Annotated in this window: 13 protein-coding genes and 1 pseudogene; 9 read left to right on the top strand and 5 right to left on the bottom strand. The window is 71.1% G+C overall.

Features of this window, described 5'->3' with window-relative positions:
* Positions 1–183: 183 nt before the first annotated feature.
* The 3 genes from OEB96_RS38735 to OEB96_RS38725 are packed head-to-tail and all read left to right on the top strand — an operon-like array spanning position 184 to position 4222.
* On the top strand, positions 184–1764 hold the full coding sequence (locus OEB96_RS38735; RefSeq protein ID WP_266221933.1) for an AAA family ATPase: 1581 nt from the start codon (positions 184–186) through the stop codon (positions 1762–1764).
* The gene (locus OEB96_RS38730; protein WP_266221932.1) at positions 1761–2690 is read left to right on the top strand and encodes a hypothetical protein; all 930 of its coding nucleotides are present in this window, start codon (positions 1761–1763) and stop codon (positions 2688–2690) included. The genes OEB96_RS38735 and OEB96_RS38730 overlap by 4 nt, the downstream gene beginning before the upstream one ends.
* A 53-nt stretch (positions 2691–2743) precedes the next feature.
* A complete protein-coding gene (locus OEB96_RS38725; protein WP_266221931.1) occupies positions 2744–4222 on the top strand; it encodes an AAA family ATPase in 1479 nt (492 codons plus the stop codon).
* A 10-nt stretch (positions 4223–4232) separates the two neighbouring features.
* On the opposite strand, the gene OEB96_RS38720 is transcribed toward OEB96_RS38725, so the two are convergent.
* Entirely contained in the window at positions 4233–5156 is a 924-nt protein-coding gene (locus tag OEB96_RS38720) for an FHA domain-containing protein (protein ID WP_266221930.1), read from the bottom strand.
* 53 nt (positions 5157–5209) lie between these two features.
* Here OEB96_RS38720 and OEB96_RS38715 point away from each other — a divergent pair, with 53 nt between their 5' ends.
* The 4 genes from OEB96_RS38715 (at position 5210) to OEB96_RS38700 (ending at position 11015) form a co-directional block, all read left to right on the top strand.
* Positions 5210–5824, top strand: a complete 615-nt coding sequence (locus OEB96_RS38715) for an RNA polymerase sigma factor (protein WP_266221929.1) — start codon at positions 5210–5212, stop codon at positions 5822–5824.
* Between the two features lie 72 nt (positions 5825–5896).
* Positions 5897–8902, top strand: a complete 3006-nt coding sequence (locus tag OEB96_RS38710) for a serine/threonine-protein kinase (RefSeq protein ID WP_266221928.1) — start codon at positions 5897–5899, stop codon at positions 8900–8902.
* Between the two features lie 260 nt (positions 8903–9162).
* Positions 9163–10437: an RCC1 domain-containing protein gene (locus OEB96_RS38705; protein ID WP_266221927.1), complete on the top strand. Its 1275-nt coding sequence runs from the start codon at positions 9163–9165 to the stop codon at positions 10435–10437.
* Between the two features lie 59 nt (positions 10438–10496).
* On the top strand, positions 10497–11015 hold the full coding sequence (locus tag OEB96_RS38700) for a hypothetical protein (RefSeq protein ID WP_266221926.1): 519 nt from the start codon (positions 10497–10499) through the stop codon (positions 11013–11015).
* 25 nt (positions 11016–11040) lie between these two features.
* Here the strand turns inward: OEB96_RS38700 and OEB96_RS38695 are convergent, their stop codons facing one another.
* Positions 11041–11652 carry an L-threonylcarbamoyladenylate synthase gene (locus OEB96_RS38695; RefSeq protein ID WP_266221925.1) on the bottom strand — a complete coding sequence of 204 codons (612 nt, stop codon included), beginning with the start codon at positions 11650–11652 and terminating at the stop codon, positions 11041–11043.
* Between the two features lie 197 nt (positions 11653–11849).
* On the opposite strand from OEB96_RS38695, the gene OEB96_RS38690 reads away from it, so the two are divergent.
* Positions 11850–12173 carry a hypothetical protein gene (locus OEB96_RS38690; protein WP_266221924.1) on the top strand — a complete coding sequence of 108 codons (324 nt, stop codon included), beginning with the start codon at positions 11850–11852 and terminating at the stop codon, positions 12171–12173.
* A 53-nt stretch (positions 12174–12226) separates the two neighbouring features.
* Here OEB96_RS38690 and OEB96_RS38685 read toward each other — a convergent pair whose 3' ends face one another.
* Both OEB96_RS38685 and OEB96_RS38680 read right to left on the bottom strand, forming a co-directional pair.
* Complete coding sequence (locus OEB96_RS38685; protein WP_266221923.1) at positions 12227–13591, bottom strand: sigma-54-dependent transcriptional regulator; 1365 nt, start codon at positions 13589–13591, stop codon at positions 12227–12229.
* Positions 13592–13614: 23 nt separating this feature from the next.
* The gene (locus OEB96_RS38680; protein WP_266221922.1) at positions 13615–14031 is read right to left on the bottom strand and encodes a universal stress protein; all 417 of its coding nucleotides are present in this window, start codon (positions 14029–14031) and stop codon (positions 13615–13617) included.
* Between the two features lie 173 nt (positions 14032–14204).
* Here OEB96_RS38680 and OEB96_RS38675 point away from each other — a divergent pair, with 173 nt between their 5' ends.
* Complete coding sequence (locus tag OEB96_RS38675; protein ID WP_266221921.1) at positions 14205–15314, top strand: two-component system sensor histidine kinase NtrB; 1110 nt, start codon at positions 14205–14207, stop codon at positions 15312–15314.
* A 173-nt stretch (positions 15315–15487) separates the two neighbouring features.
* On the opposite strand, the pseudogene OEB96_RS38670 reads toward OEB96_RS38675, so the two are convergent.
* Positions 15488–15853: pseudogene (locus tag OEB96_RS38670) on the bottom strand (serine/threonine-protein kinase); the annotation flags it as partial.
* Positions 15854–16103: the final 250 nt, after the last annotated feature.

Below are 16103 nucleotides of genomic sequence, written 5' to 3'. Positions count from 1 at the left end.
CCACCCACCCCGCCCCCTCCCCCCCGACTGGTACTTTCTCACCCATTGCCGTCCTCGCTCCTCCGGCTTACAACTCCCTCGTAGCCGCCGAGGCGTCGGCTCCCGCACCTCCGCGGCCGATGCCTCCCCTCTCATCGTACCCACCTGCGCCCGTACCCCGCGCAGCCGTAGAGGAGCACCCCCATGCTGACCGCTCTGCATCTCGAGAACTTCAAGGGCTTCTCCGATCGCCAATCCATCGACCTGGCCCCCCTCACGCTCCTGTTCGGGCCCAATAGCGCGGGCAAGAGCACCATCCTCCAGGCCATCCTCTACCTCCACGAGCTGGTCGTCCACGGCACGGCCAATGTCGATCGCACCGACCATGGCGGCTCCACCCTCGAGCTCGGCGGCTTCGATCGACTCGTCCATCGGCACGAGACCCACCGGTCCATCGTGCTCCGCGCCGAGTTCACCACCCCGCGTTCGCTCGAGCGATTCGGGCGCAATCTCGACCGCTTCCCGTTCCCCAACCTCGACGACGACCTCGGCGCGGCCTGGCTCGAGCTCACCATCCGCAAGCGCACCACCGCGGCATTCCACGGGCCCCTGATCGACCGCGCCGTGATCGGAGTGGTCGGCTCCCCCGTGCCCCTGGTGTGGCTCGAGACCGGCGCGACCCTCCGCGCCCACGAGCCGCTCCGCGCCCGCATCAACCTCGGACACCCCATCCTCGCCCACGCAGGACCGGAGGTCGCCGAAGCCTGGAGCGCATTGGCCCTGCCCGAGCCCGACCTCGTGCCCACCGAACCCTCGAGCCTGGACTCTGATGATCCCACCGAGGGCCACGCGCCCCTCACCAACCGCGGCCTGGGCTTCGACGACCGCCACCCCCTCCCCGTGTTCGCCCTGGCCAACAATCGCCCCTGCGCGCTCCCTGCCCTCGACGAGCCGCTTCGCGTGCTCGTGCCCCAAGGAGGCGACCCTCCCACCACGGCCATCGCCGACGAGATCCGTACCTTCCTCGAGATGGTCGTGCTCGGCACCGCCCATCAGCTCGTCACGGCGCTGCAATCCACGCACTACATTGGTCCACTTCGTACCATCCCCGTACGTGGCTTCCTCCACGAGCGTCCGGGCCGCACCACCGGCTGGGCGGATGGTCTCGCCGCTTGGGATCTCCTGCTCGCGAGGGGCTCCGAAGACCTGGTGCGACGCACCAACGCATGGCTCCGTCGCCTCGGCACGGGCTGTCAGGTCGTCGTCCAGGAGCTGCTCGACCCCAATGCCGATGCCACGGGGTCCCGCAACAACGTCGATGGCGCCGTGCGTCGCCTCCTGCTCGAGACCGAGGCCGGGTCGCGGGTGCTTCCCTCGGAGGTGGGTTCGGGCGTCTCGCAGGTCCTTCCCATCGTGGTCGCGGCCCTCCACGCCCGAGCCGGGCTCATCGAGCAGCCCGAGCTCCACGTGCACCCCGCCATCCAGGTCGGGCTGGGCGACCTCTTCATCGAGGCGGCCCTGCGCGACGGCGGGCAAGGGCCCATGATGATCGAGACCCACAGCGAGCACCTCATCCTCCGCGTGCTCCGCCGCATCCGTCAAACCACCGACGGTGAGCTGCCCGATGGCAGTCCCGGGTTCTCCCCCGATCAGCTCAGCGTGAGCTGCGTCGAGCAGGGGCCGTTTGGTACCCGGATCTACCGCCGCCATGCCACCGCCGATGGCGACTGGTCCGAGCGCTGGCCCAGCGGCTTCTTTCCCGAGCGCCGGGAGGAAGTGCTGTGATCCACCTCTATGCAGTCGACCCCCGGTTGGTGGCCGGCTGGGCGCAGGGGGGCGAGCACCGCCTGATCCATGGATCCTTCGGCCTCGGCACCCCACGCGCTCTGCTCGAGATCCGCGCGTTCCCCAAGTGGAAGCGCGAGGTCCACCGCGACATGCAGGCGCGTGGCCTCACCGAGCTCCAGCAAAAGCGGGCCGACGAGCTGATCGCGCTGTTCGCCGAGCAGCGCTACTTCCGTCCGGATGCCCTCACCTACGACGGCACCCGCCCCTGGCTCGAGAACGCCGTGCAGGAGCACATGCGCCAACCCTACCGGGGCATCCTGGCCACCGCGAATCCTCGCCGCCATCCGGCCGTGCTCGACAGCCGCGAGATCGATCCCTTCGACCCCCGCTGGCGCTGTGAGTCTCGGATCAGCATACCGCGCACCGCCGAGGCAATTGCCGATGCGCTCGGGTCCATGGTGTCCAGTTGTCCGTCCCTGCACCTCGTCGATCCTCACTTCGGACCCGAGAACCGACGGCACCGGGATGTGCTGGTCGCGTTGTGCCAGCGCCTGCACCACGGCGCCGTGGTCTACGTGCACTGCGGAGTCGCCAAAGAGAACCCGGTGACGCCTTCGCTCTCCTTCTTCGAGGAGCACGCCTCCAAGATGGCCAGGCTCCTCCCCTCGACCGTGACCGTGCGATTCGTGCGTCTGAAGGCGAAACCGGGCGGCGACCGGCTGCACAACCGCTACGCGATGACCCCGCTCGGTGGGATCATGCTCGGCATCGGGCTCGACACCGGCAAGGAGGGCGAGACCGACGACCTGGTCGCGCTCTCCCGCGACCAGTACCTGCGGCGCTGGAAGCAATATGCGGACAACGACGGCACCTTCGAAATCGTCGACACGCCCGCAGCAATCCGTGGGCGACGGCGCCCTTGAGCCACTGTCTCGACGAGCCCACCTTCCCTCGTCCCCGACCATCCGCGTGCCTCATGCTCACCGCTCTCCACCTCGAAGGGTTCAAGTCCATTGGCCAGCGCCAGCGCATCGAGCTCGCCCCGCTCACGCTGCTGGTGGGTTGCGACGGCGTGGGCAAGGGCATCGTCTTCGACGCTCTCGTCTACCTGCTCGAGCTGCTCGAGCACGGCCGCGCCGATGTCGATCGCACCATGGTCGCGGGAGAGCGCGTCGAGCTCGGGGGCTTCTCGCGCCTGGTCCATGGGCGCGATCCAACCCGGGCCATCGTGCTCCGGGCCGAGTTCACGACACCCGGCGGCCTGGACCGCCTTGGGAGCGCCACCGACGACTTTCCCTTCCCCGACCTGGAGGACGAGCTCGACTCGGCCTGGGTCGAGCTCACCGTGCGCATGCGAGGCACCTCGACCTCCAGTGAGCCGATCGTCGACCGCGTGGCCATCGGCGTGGCATCGACCGCCGAGCCCGTGGTGTGGCTCGAAGCGGGACCCTCGCTCCAAGACGGCGAGCCCCTCCATGTCCATGTCGACCTCCAGCACCCGCTGCTCGCCGAGGCAAGCCCGCGCGTCGCGAGGGCCTGGCGCTCGCTCGCGATTGCCGGCCCCGAGCATCCAGGCCAGCTCGTGTTCGCGTCGTCGCGTTCCCGCCGCAGCGCATTGCCCCCTCTACGCGAGCCCCTGCGAGTGATTCCACCCGCTCCATGCACGAGCGCCCCGAGCATGCTCGCCGCACTCCAGGCCTTCCTCGAGATGGTGGTGCAGGGTATCCCGAACCAGCTCGTGGACGCCCTTCGCCCGATGCTCTACGTGAGCTCGTTTCGCACCATCCCCCCACAAGAGTTCCTCTACGAGCACGAGGGACGGTCCTCGAGCTGGGCTCATGGTCTCGCGGCATGGGATCACCTGCTCGCCGATCGCTCCCTCGTCGCACCGACCAACCAGTGGCTCTCCCGGCTCGGCACCGGTTGTCGCGTGATCACCCAGTCGCTGGTCGACCCCACCGCCCGCTCGCTGGTCGGCCCCCTGCCCGCCACCCAGCGCTTGCGGCTCCACGGCCCGATGGGCGCGCCGATGCTTCCCGCCGAGGCCGGCGCGGGCATCTCGCAGCTCCTTCCCGTGATCGTTGCGTCGCTGGCGAACGAGGGTGGGCTCTCGCTGTTCGAGCAGCCCGAGAACCACGTCCACCCCGCGATCCAGGTGGGGCTCGGCGATCTCTTCATCGAGGCGGCGTCCCGCGGGGGAGGGCGCCGCACGCTGCTGGTCGAGACCCATAGCGAGCATCTCATCCTTCGCGTGCTCCGACGCATCCGCCAAACGACCGAAGGCGAGTCCACCGACGCTCTCCCATCCTTCTCGCCCGAACGGCTCAGCGTGCTCCAGGTCACCCACGACCCCTCCGGGGTCGCGTTCCGACGCCTACGGGTGAGCGGCGGCGGCGACTTCCTCGACCGCTGGCCGGGAGGATTCTTCGACGAGCGCGCCTCGGAAGCCTGGTAGCGACCGGGCCTCACGAGAGCACGTGCACCACCCGCAGCCGCGACACCCCCATGCGCAGCTGCTCGGCATCGAGCCGGCGCTCGACGAGATCCCCCACGTCGGCCACCCCGGCATCGGTGAACTGTCGCCGCGCGCGGTAGATCCACAGGTTCAGCAGGTTGCGATCGATCTGCAGGCGACGCTCGAGATCCTGGCGGTAGACCCAGCCATGCTCGGCGGAGGGCAGGCCGGGCTGCCGCTGATCGTCGATCCGCGCGCGGGCCAGGGTGAGCAGGAAGAAGTCGTGCGCCCGCGGGCGCAAGCCGATGCTGCGCCCTTGATGGTGGACCCGCATCTTGACGTGCTCTTGATCGCGGCTGACCTGGAACTCCAGCTCCACGTTGGAGACGGCCATCGGCTCCTCGCCGCCATCCGCGGTGCGCTGCACGGCGCCGGGCAGGTGGACGAGCCAGCGGGTCCCTCCGGCCATGACCGGCTCCTGGTCGCTCAGCGACCGTTGAGCATCCGTGGTCTCGAGCCGCCAGCGACCGTCGCGCTGCTCGATGACGGTGAGCTCGGGCTCGTCCTCGGAAGGCAGGCTCAGCAGGCCATCGATGGCATGCGCGAGGCGACCGTCGTCGGCGATGGCCACCAGGCCGGGGGGCGCGCCATCGACCAGCACGAAGTGCTCGTCTCCGGTCCCGAACACGACGAGCGAGCCCTGGGCGAGCGGGGCACGCTGGTCGGGCGAGAGCCGCTGCCCATCGAGGTGGGTCCCGTTGCGGCTGCCGAGGTCGTGGACGATCCAGCGCTCACCGTCCCAGGCGAGCTCGGCGTGGACCCCCGAGACCTGCTGGCTCGAGAGTCTCAGCTGGCACGAATGGGAGCGGCCGACCAACATGCGCGAGGCCAGCGGGTACCGTACCCCGGTCGATGCGTGCTCGAGCACCCCCATTGGCGTGGGTGATGGTAGCAACAAACACGGCCCCGGCGCGCTACCATGCGCGCGTGAGGAGCGACGCGGAGCTGCTCGAGGGGTGGCGGGGGGGCGACAAGCAAGCGGGATCCGAGCTGTTCGAGCGCTACTTCGAGCCCGTGAGCCGCTTCTTCGTCAACAAGCTGTCCGAGGATCCCGACGACCTCGTACAAGAGACGTTCATGGCATGCCTGCGCGGGCGCGACCGCCTGCGCGACCCGAGCCGTTTTCGCTCGTACCTGTTCGGCATCGCGTGCAACGTGCTACGCGCCCACCTGCGCCGGCCCACCGACGCTCCGCTGCACGACGACGACCGCTGCGCCCTCGATCTCTCGCCGGGGCCCAGCACCGCCCTGCACGCCCGAGAGGGCGAGCGGCTGCTGCTCGATGCGCTGCGCAGGATCCCGCTCGAGCTGCAGATCCTGCTCGAGCTGCACTACTGGGAGTCGATGACGACCGACGAGATCGCCGACGCGCTGGGGCTGCCTCGGGGCACGGTCCGCGGGCGCCTGCAGCGGGGGCGCGCACGCCTGATGGACGCACTGGAGGAGCTGCCCATGCCCAAGGCGCTGCACGCCACGCTGACCCGTGAGCTCGATGCGTGGGCCACCGGCCTGCGCGCGGTGGTGGTGCACCGCGAGGGCTGAAGCGGCCGCCCTCGCCACCCCCGACGCGTGGCGCGATCGGCTCGGTGCCACCCGGCGTATGCTCCCCCCGGGATGAGCAGCCCCGCCGTGGACCCCGGCTCACCGCCGGTACGGAGCGTGACGGCTCCCACGCTCTCCGACTCGGACCTCGAGGGCACGGGTGGGCAGGCCAAGCTCGTCAACCAGCGCAACCTCGGCCGCTACCAGGACCTGCGCGAGCTGGGACGGGGCGGGATGGGCATCGTGCTGCAGGCGTACGACTCGGTGCTCGACCGACGGGTGGCCCTCAAGCTGCTCGGCCGTGACCTCGACGAGCAACGCGCCAAGCGTCAGCTGCGAGAGGCCCAGGCGCTGGCCCGGCTGTCCCATCCCCATGTGATCACCGTGTACGAGGTCGGCCGGATCGAGGGACAGAGCTTCATCGCGATGGAGCTGGTCGAGGGGCAGACGCTGCGACAGTGGCATCAATTCCCGCGCCCCTGGCCGGAGGTGCTCGACGCCTACCTGCAAGCGGGGCGGGGCCTGGTGGCCGTGCACGCGCAAGGGCTGGTCCATCGCGACTTCAAGCCGTCCAACTGCCTCATCGATGCCACGGGGCGCGTGCGGGTGGCCGACTTCGGGCTGGCCAGCGACGTGGAGCTGCTGCGCCGCAGCGATGATGAGGAGGATGATGATGGCGCCGAGGATTCCGAGCGCGCGCCCTCCCCGACGCCGAGCCCCTTCGACGAGCGGCTGACTCGGCCCGGAGCGCTGGTGGGCACGCTGGCCTACATGTCCCCGGAGCAGCGCAAGGGAGCACCGTGGGACGCCCGCGGCGATCAATACAGCTACTGCGCGTCGGTCTGGGAGGCGCTGATGGGCGAGCGGGAGCGGCCGACCTCACCCGAGCCTTCCGCGAGCACGGCGAGCACGCGTCGCGTCCCGCGAGCGCTGCGGCGCGCGCTGCTGCGGGGGATGGCGGACGACCCGGCCGAGCGCTGGCCGTCGATGGTGGAGCTGCTGCGCGCGCTCGAGCGCTGCCGCAGTGCGGGTCGGCGAAGGCGGTGGGCGCTGGCCTTGCTGGGCACCAACGCGGCGGTGGCCGCCATGCTGTGGGTCTTCGCCCCGCAGGCCGAGCCACCGTGCCGCCGCGCGCGAGAGCACCTGCGTGGCGTGTGGGACGTCGAGCGGGCCCATGCCGTCGACGCGGCGATCCTGGCCACCGACCTCCCCTACGCCGAGGATGCCCGGCTCGCCGTGCGCACGCGCCTCGATGCGTACGCCGAGGGCTGGGTGGACATGCACACCCAGACCTGCGAAGCGGCTCGGGTCCACGGTGAGCTCAGCGCCACCGGGCTCGACCAGCGCATGGCCTGCCTGGAGACTCGACGCTCGGCGCTGGACCACGCGGTGGAGCAGCTGCTGGAGACCGACCCCGAGGTGGTCGAGCAAGCGGTACGGGTGGTCGCGGGGCTGCCGTCGCTTCCCCGCTGTGCCGACGCGCTGGCGCTCCAGGCCGAGCCCATGCCGCCGGCGACGGTCGCGGCGGCGGTCGCCGACCTGCGCGAGGATCTCGCGCGCGCGCGCACGAAGCTGCAAGCGGGCAAGTACGACGAGGGTCTTCGTCGCGCCGAGGCGGCCTTCGAGCGCGCGCAGCGGGTGGGCTTCGAGCCGGTGATCGCCGAAGCCCGAATGCTCCGCGGCGAGCTCCATCAGGCGCTGGGGCACTACCCGGAGGCGGCCGCAGACCTCCGCGCGGCCCATGCCCTGGCGCTGCGCCACGATCACGCCGAGGTGGCGGCCGAGGCCGGCACGGGCCTGGTGTTCGTGGTGGGCGTGCCCCTGGCCCAGCCCGAGGGGGCGGCGCTGCTGGGCGACTCGGTGCTGGCGCTGGCGCAGCGCGTGGACGCCGAGGGCTCGCGGGAGGCCGAGGCCCTGCTGGGCGTGGCCCAGGTGCTGGCCAAGCAGGGTCAGGACGCAGAGGCCGAGACCCACTTCACCCGCGCCCTGACGGTGCTGCGAGCCGCGGCCGTCGTCGACCCGCTCGACACCGTGGGGGCGCTGGACGGGCTGCGAGGCGTGCTGCGCCGGCAAGGGCGGCACGAAGAAGCGGAGCGCCTGGCTCGCGAGGCGGTCTCGCTGGTCGAGCAGGAGCTCGGCGCGGAGCACCCGGCCATGGTCCACCGCCTGGCCAACCTCGCCACCGTGCTGGTGGACGAGGGGCACCACGCCGCGGCCGAGCAGGAGCTGCTGCGCGCGCGCAAGGTGGGGGAGCGCTCGCTTCGGCCCGATCACCCCGCCCTCGCCCATGTGCACAGCAACCTCGGCGCCGTGCTGCTCTACCGCGGTCGCAACGACGAGGCCCGGGTCGAGCTCGAGCGGGCGCTGGCGCTCTGGCAGCAGGCGCTGTCACCCCAGCACGATCTGGTGGCCGACGTGCTCGTCAACCTCGGGGTGGTGGCGCGGGGCCAAGGGCGGCCCGAGGATGCCGAGCACCACTACCGAGAGGCGCTCCAGCAGTACGCCGAGATCTACGACGAGGATCACCCCAGGGTGGCGATGGTCGAGCTCAACCTGGGCAAGACCCTGCAGGTCCTCGAGCGCACCGACGAGGCCGCCGAGCACCTCGAGCGAGCGCGTGCCGCCTTCGAGCGCTACGGGGGGCCCGATCATCCCGACGTGGGCAAGGCCCTGGCCGCCCAGGGGTTGCTCGAGCATCAGCAAGGTCACCTCGAGCGGGCGCGGCAGCTCCAGCAGCGCGCGCTCGAGGTCTTCGAGCGAGCGTACTCCTCGCAGACCTCGCACCCGCGCATCGCCCGAGCGGCGTGGGCGCTGGGGCGTACCGAGCTGGAGCTGGGCCGGGTCGACTTGGCCGAGGACCACCTCGAGCGGGCGCTGCAGATGCAGGAGGGCGCCGATGCGCGCCCGGTGGACCGGGCCGAGACCGAGCTGGCCCTGGCCGAGCTGCGCTGGCGGACCGCGCCCGAGCAAGCCCGGGCGCTGGCCCACGCGGCGCTGGCCCGGCTCGAGCCCGAGCACGGCGAGGCCGCGGAGCGCCTGCGGGCCGAGCTCGAGCGCTGGCTTCGCGCCCATCGCTGAGCCTTCTTCACGAAAAGATCACGAGGGGGCGATCCAAGACCGGCCGCCCCGCACTCCTTGGCAAAGGACGAGCACGCGTGGCGTGAGCGGGGGATCGACCCCGGCCGAGCGAGAGATCGAGCCCCACGGATGGCGGCTCGATCGACCGCCTCGGTGGCTCACGGTCGCACGCCCTCGGCCTGTCGCCAGGAGCCAAGATGCATCGCCTCGATCGATCCTCCATCCCCTCCTTCCGTTCCGCCCGCGCCCTGGGAGCGTGCGTGGCCTCGTGGCTGGCGCTGGCCGGCTGCGTGCCCGACTCGAGCGACCGCGACGAAGCGCTCGCGCTGCGGGAGGGCTCGCTGGCGGTCGGCCCGATGTCGATCTCGCTGGGCGCCGCCACCACGTGCGTCACCCTCGAGACCGGTCAGGTCGAGTGCTGGGGGCGTGGCGACCAAGGACGGCTCGGCCAGGGACGGTCGCTGGCGTCGAGTGAGCCCGATCCCCTGGAGCTCGAGCCGATCGCGCTTGGTCGCAAGGCGAGCATGGTGGCGACCAACGGGACCCAGAGCTTCGCGCTGCTCGACGACGGCACGGTGCGGGCCTTCGGACTCAATGCAGCGCGCGAGCTGGGCCTTCCCCATGCCGCGACGATCGGCGACGACGAGACCCCCGCGGGAACCAGCCTGCCCACCCTCGTTGCGCTGGATGGCCCGGCCGTCGAGGTGGCGGCGGGCGAGGGCTTCGGCTGCGCGCGGCTCGTCGACGGACGCGTGCAGTGCTGGGGCCGCGGTGACGAAGGCCAGCTCGGTCGCGGGGAGCTGGCGGGGGTCCAGGCCCCGGCCGACGTGATGCTGGGCGGTACCGCGGTGGGGCTGGCCGTGGGGGCGGCCCACGCCTGCGCGCTCCTGTCCCAGGGCACGGTGCGGTGCTGGGGACGAGACGACGCCGGGCAGCTCGGCCTCGCCGGGGCGGGCGGGAGCATCGACGTTCCCGCGATCACCGGAGACATCGCGCTCGGGGGCACGGCCGTGCAAGTGGTCGCGGGCGCCGACCACTCGTGCGCCCGGCTCGACGACGGAGCGCTGCGCTGCTGGGGCGAGGGAGCGGAGGGGCAGCTCGGGCATGCCGGCCTCGAGCCGATCGGCGACGACGAGACCCCGGCCGAGGCGGGTGACGTGGCGCTCGGTGGCGTCGCCGTCGCGGTGACGGCGGGCCGAGCCCACACCTGTGCGCTGCTCGACGACGGCAGCCTGCGCTGCTGGGGCCAGGGGAGCGAGGGCCAGCTCGGCGTGCCCGGGAGCCCGACGATCGGCGACGACGAGACTCCGGCCGACATCGACCCGGTCGACATGGGTGGGCTCACCGTCACCGCGATCGCATCGGGTGCACTGGCCGATCACACCTGCGCGCGGCTCGACGACGGCAGCCTGCGCTGCTGGGGTGCCAACGATCACGGGCAGGTGGGCCTGGGCTTCGCCTCGCCGCAGGATCCGGTCGAGGGACCGCCTGGGGATCTGCCCGATGTGATCATCGTGGAGGATCCCGACGCCTGAGGTCCTGGCCAGGTCGGGGTGCTGCGCGACCCGAACCGACGGGTGTACCATCGTGGCCGGTGCCCTGCTCCTCGCGCTCGTCTCGTGTCGCCCTCGCCCTCGCCTGCGTGCTCGTCTCGACGCCCCTGGGCTGCGCGACGGCGCAGGCGCCCGGGCCTCAGCGGGCGTCGTTCCCCAGCGGCGAGCGTACGACCGACAACGGCCCGCTGGCCCTCGAGCTGTCGCGCGCGCTCTACGACCTGCGCCAGGTCTCGCTGAGCGTGACCCTCCAAAACCGCGGCGCGGTCCCGCTGACCGTCGATCGCGAGGGCATCCTGCTCGCCTACGGCGAGCTCGAGTACCCGGTCGCTTCCACCGACGAACCTGCCGTTCCCGAGCGAACGACGCTCGAGCCCGGGGCCTCGATCGAGCTCGAGCTGTCGTTCGTGACCGAGCAGCCCCTGCTCGAGGCCGCCACCCTGCACGTGGCCTCGATCCATCGCGAGGCCAACGACTGGCTGGCCCCGCTGCGCCTGACCGTGCCTCCGTCGTCCGCGTTCGTCGACTACGCCTCGCCGCCCGAAGCGGACGAGCCCTGAGCCCACCAAGGAAGCTCGCAGGCGCTCACTCGGGCAGCGCCCCCTGCCCCTCGCGCAGCACCTCGATCTGGTCGTCGACCAGCTTGAGCACCGTCGACGGCTCGGGCCACAGCGGCCCGCCGTCCACCACCACCTGCACGTCGCGGGCGTAGCGGGTCTCGTAGATCTCGGGCTCCTCGAGTTCGAAGGCCTCGTCGGCCGAGGTCACCGAGCCCGTCAGCAGCGGCTCTCCCAGCAGCTCGACCAGCATGCGGCACACCGGGTGAGCGGGCACCCGCATGCCCACCTCGTGCCAGCGGTTCTTCATCTGCCGCGGCACGTCGTTGGTGGCCTGCAGCACCATGGTGTAGGGCCCCGGCAACAGCCGCCGCACCACGCGAAACACCCGGTTGCCCATGTGGCCATAGCGACCCAGCTCGGCGATCTCGTTGACCAGCATCGTGAGCGGCTTGGGGTGCTTGTCGTGGTAGCCCTTGAGCTTGCGCAGCTTGGCGATGCCCTTGAGGCTCGACAGCGCACAACCAAACGCATACCCGGTGTCGGTGGGGTAGATGATCACGCCGTCGCGCTGCAGCGCATCGATGGCCGGCCGGAGCGACCGGGGCGCGGGGCGTTCGATCTCGACTCGGACGAGCATCGGGACGGCCGCGGGTCATGCCACAACCTCGGTCCTCCGCCCAACGCCGTTTGGGCGAGGATTCGCACATCACCCCGGTCGCCCGGTCCGCCCGACGCGTGAGCGGGCCGCCGTGACGCGGCCTACGCGCTGCATTTGCACGAGCGCTCGCAGATGATGCGAAGGCCAACCGCCGCGACGCACCTCATGCTCCAGGCATGTCGAGCGATTCCACTTCCGAGCGCCTGCTGACTCCCGCGGTTCGAAGCGGGATCATGGGCGCGCTGCTGGTCGGCACCGCGACCGCCCTCATCGCCTTCTCCTTCATCGGCCCCGTGAGCCACTACGCCTTCGACCTGTTCGACACGCTCCTCGTCGGCGTGATCGGCTCGGTGTTCGGCCTGATCGCAGGCGCCGTCGCCGGAGCCGACGAGGAGCACCAGCCGCCGGCCCCTGCGACCGCGACCGCGACCCTGCAGCTGCTCGAGGTCGAGCGCGCCAAGCCCTCGATGACCCCCGCCCCCGCCCGCCGGGCCGCGTGAGCGACCAGGCCAGGGAGGCCGGCGCGACCGCCAGCCGTGGCTCGGGCCCGAGACTAGTCCCGTCGGCTCACCGCGGGCACCCCGGACGGATCGCGATCGCGGTACTCGTTGAGGCGATACTGGATCTTGCGCGTCGAGATCCCCAGGATCTCCGCCGCGCGGCGGGTGCTGCCCCCCACGTGCTCGAGCGTCTTGAGGATGGCGTAGCGCTCGAGCTCCGCCATCGTCGCCCCGGGGATCTTCGGCGCCTCGTCGCTGGCCCGCTGCGGCTGCATCAGCTCGCGCGAGAGATCCTTGGGCTCGACCTCCCGGCCCTGGCACAGCACCACCGCGCGCTCGATCGCCGCCTCGAGCTGGCGCACGTTGCCGGGCCAGTCGAAGCCCAAAAGCACTCCCAGCGCCCGATCGGAGAACCCCCGGATGTACTTGTGGTTCTTGGCCGCATGGCGCTTGAGGAAGTGGCTGGCCAGCAGCGGAATGTCCTCGCGGCGCTCCCGCAGCGTGGGCACGCGCAGGGTGATCACGTTGAGGCGGTAGTAGAGATCCTCACGGAGGCGACCGGCATGCACCTCGCGGTGGAGATCGACCCCGCTGGCGGCGATGACTCGCACGTCGAGCGCCCGCGCCGACGCCTGCTGCTCCTGCAGATGACCGAGCAAGCGCGCCTGGGCCGGCAGCGGAATCTCGGCCACGTCATCGAGGAAGAGCGTGCCCCCCGACGCCTCGGCCAGGCGCCCGCGTCGCTCCTTGCCGTCCCCGAACAGCTCGGCCTCGAGCAGATCGTCGGTGATGGCCGCGCAGGGCACCGCCACGAACGGGCCCTCTCGCCGGGCGCCAAAGTGGTGCACGGCTCGCGCCACCAGCTCCTTGCCCGTGCCGCTCTCACCGAGCACCAGCACCGAGGCGTCGCTGCTGGCGACCTGCCTGACCAGGCTCATCAGCTCGCGCGCGGGCTTGGAGCTGCCGACCCAGCCGACCTCGTTGGCGTCGCCGCCCCCGAGCACGTCGCGGAGCCGCGCGTTCTCCTGCGCCAGGGCCCGACGCTCGAGCAAGCGCTCGAGGATGAGCATCAGCTCGGGAAAGTGCACCGGCTTGGTGAGGTAGTCGTCGGCCCCGGCCTGCATGGCCGCCACCGCGTTCTCCACCGAGCCGAACGCGGTCATCACCACCACCCCCACGTTGGGCACGCGCTCGCGGATCTTCTCCATCAGCTCGATGCCGCTCATCCCCGGCATCTGCACGTCGGTGACCACCACATCGGGTGTCCAGTCCTCGAGCTGGCCCAGCGCCTTGAAGCCGTCGCCTGCCGTGTGCACCACGTAGCCTTCGTCGCGGAGCAGCTCCGAGAGCGCAGCCCGGGCGGCAGCCTCGTCGTCCACCACGAGGATCTTGGTATCGCTGTTGTCTGTGTTGGCCATTGCGGTGCCCATCGAAAGACGTCTCAGCGCACCACGAGCACGCTGCACGGCGCGCGGTTGACCACCTTGGCGGCCGTCGTGCCCAGCACGCGGTCGATCCCTCCGTAGCCATGGCTGCCGATCACCACCAGATCGGCATCGAGTTCCTCGGCCGCGCTCACCAGGACGTCGGCCGGCTGACCCACGCGGGTGATCGACGAGCCACGCATCGACTCGGGAATCCGCGCGGCCGAGACCGCGAGTTCCTTGTCGCCGTGCTCGACCAGGAACTGGGCGAAGTCCTCGCCCTGCAAGGTCCACACGGCGGTGGGGATGCTGACCGGCACCATCATGGCGCGCACCAGATGGATCGTGGCCCCGCGGTCCCTGGCTAGCGCGATTGCCGCATCCAACACCTTGGGCTCGCGAGGAGAGCCATCCGCTCCAACGAGGATCTTCATGTCCTATGGCTAGCCGCCCTGGAGCCTCAGCGCTAGAGATGCGCGCGCGCATTTCTTGCGTCGCCGCCCGCCAAGGCGCAGCGAGTGCGGACGCGAGACGCCTTGCTCCAGCCCACAATGAGCGTAGCCGTCCGACCGCTCTCGCGGTTGGTGAGGTGCCGCGAGGCAAGATCATGCCCAACGACTTCGACGAGCTCCGCACCCGGGCCGAGTGGTACGAGCAGCTCCTGACCAGCACCCGAGACGCGGTGGTCTGCATCGACGGCGGCAGCCGGATCGTGCTGTTCAACGCCGCCGCCGAGCAGATGTTCGGGTATGCCGCGTCGGAGGTTCGGGGGCAGGACGTCGAGATCCTGATGGCCGAGCCCCACGCCAGCGAGCACGGTGCCTACGTGGCTCGCTACGAGCGGACTCGCGAGCCCCGTGCCATCGGTCGCATCCGCTCGGTGGCGGCGCGGCGCAAGAACGGCGAGGTCTTTCCCATCGAGCTGTCGGTGACCGAGGTCGAGGCCGGTGACACCATTCGCTACGGTGCCTTCATCCGTGACATCTCGGACAAGGTCTCGCTGCAGGAGCGCTTGCTCGAGCGAGAGCGCCTCGCCGCCATCGGCACCACCGCGGCCAGCTTTGCCCACGAGCTCGGCAATCCACTCAACAGCATGTACATGCACGCCCAGCTGCTCGAGCGGCGCCTCGCTCGAGCCGACCACCACGTCGACCCTCGGGTGGCCTCGAGCGTGGCGGCGCTGCTCGGCGAGACCCGCCGCCTGAGCCACCTGCTCGACGAGTTTCGGGCCCTGGCGCGCCGCCATCGCCTGTCGGTCGCCCCGACCGATCTCGTCGGGCTCATCCACGAGGTGCTGGGCACCGAGACCCCCTCGCTCAACGCTCGGGGCATCAACGTGGTGCGCGGGCTGCCCGAGCGGCTGCGCACCAGCTTCATCGACGCCGAGAAGGTTCGCCAGGTCTTGTTGAACCTCATCAAGAACGCGGCCGATGCCATGCCCGATGGCGGCACGGTGAGCATCCACGTGACCGAGTCCGACAGTCGCGTGCACGTCGAGGTGCATGACACGGGATGCGGGGTCCCCGGCGACATCGATCCATTCGAGGCGTTCGTCACCACCAAGCCCGAAGGCACCGGGCTCGGGCTCCCGGTGGCGCTGCAGATCGTGCAGGCCCACGGCGGCTCGCTGCGACACGAGCCAGCCCAGGGCGGCGGGACGGTCTTCATCCTCGAGCTGCCGCGGAGGGATCGATTCGTGCGGGGGGAGGCCCAGTAGCCACGAACGGCTACTGCGGAGCCGCCGACTCGAGCAGCTGGACCACGAAGCTGTGACAGGGTCGACGCATCGCCCGCGCCCTCGGTCTCGCTCGAGAGCTCGGTGTCGGCCGATGGCTCGGAGTGATCGCCCATCGCCCGCGCCAGCCCGAAGTCGGTGACCTGCACCCGACCGGAGTCGGAGACCAGCACGTTGGCCGGCTTGAAGTCGCGGTGGACGATGCCTGCCTCGTGCGCCGTGGCCACTCCGCGACCCGCGGCGACGAACACCTCGAGGACCTCCGGCCATGGGCGTGGAACCCCCTCACGGAGCCACGCGTCCAGGGTTCGGCCGCGGACGAGCTCCATCGCCACGAACACGCGGCCGTGGACCAGTCCCACGTCGAACACGGGGACCACGTTGGGGTGGGAGAGCTTGGCCATCGCCTGCGCCTCGCGCAGCAGGCGGGCATCGGCAATGTCGTCGTGGCCGGCACGCAGCAGCTTGATGGCGACCTTGCGATCGAGCTTGGGATCGTAGGCCGCCACCACCACGCCCATCCCGCCCTCGCCGAGGCGCTCGAGCACGAGGTAGCGGCCGAGGCGCTCGGGGAGCTCGGGGGGCCCGGGGAGCTCGGCCGACTCCGCATCGGCGTCGAGCGTCGGATCGTCGATCCCGATCGGGAGGTCCGCTTGCCGAAGCCGTGTCGCCTCGCTGGGTTCTCGCATGGGGCGGCGGGGATCGTAGCAGGATTCTCGTCTGCGGCCCCGTGCGCACTGGAGCGGGTCGCCGCGCTGGGGACGTTGGTCT

The sequence above is a fragment of the Paraliomyxa miuraensis genome (genome assembly GCF_026337845.1).
GTDB classification, from domain to species: Bacteria; Myxococcota_A; Polyangia; order Nannocystales; family Nannocystaceae; genus Paraliomyxa; species Paraliomyxa miuraensis.
Note: the sequence above shows the minus strand (reverse complement) of the source record. Positions and strands in the feature narration are given on the sequence as shown.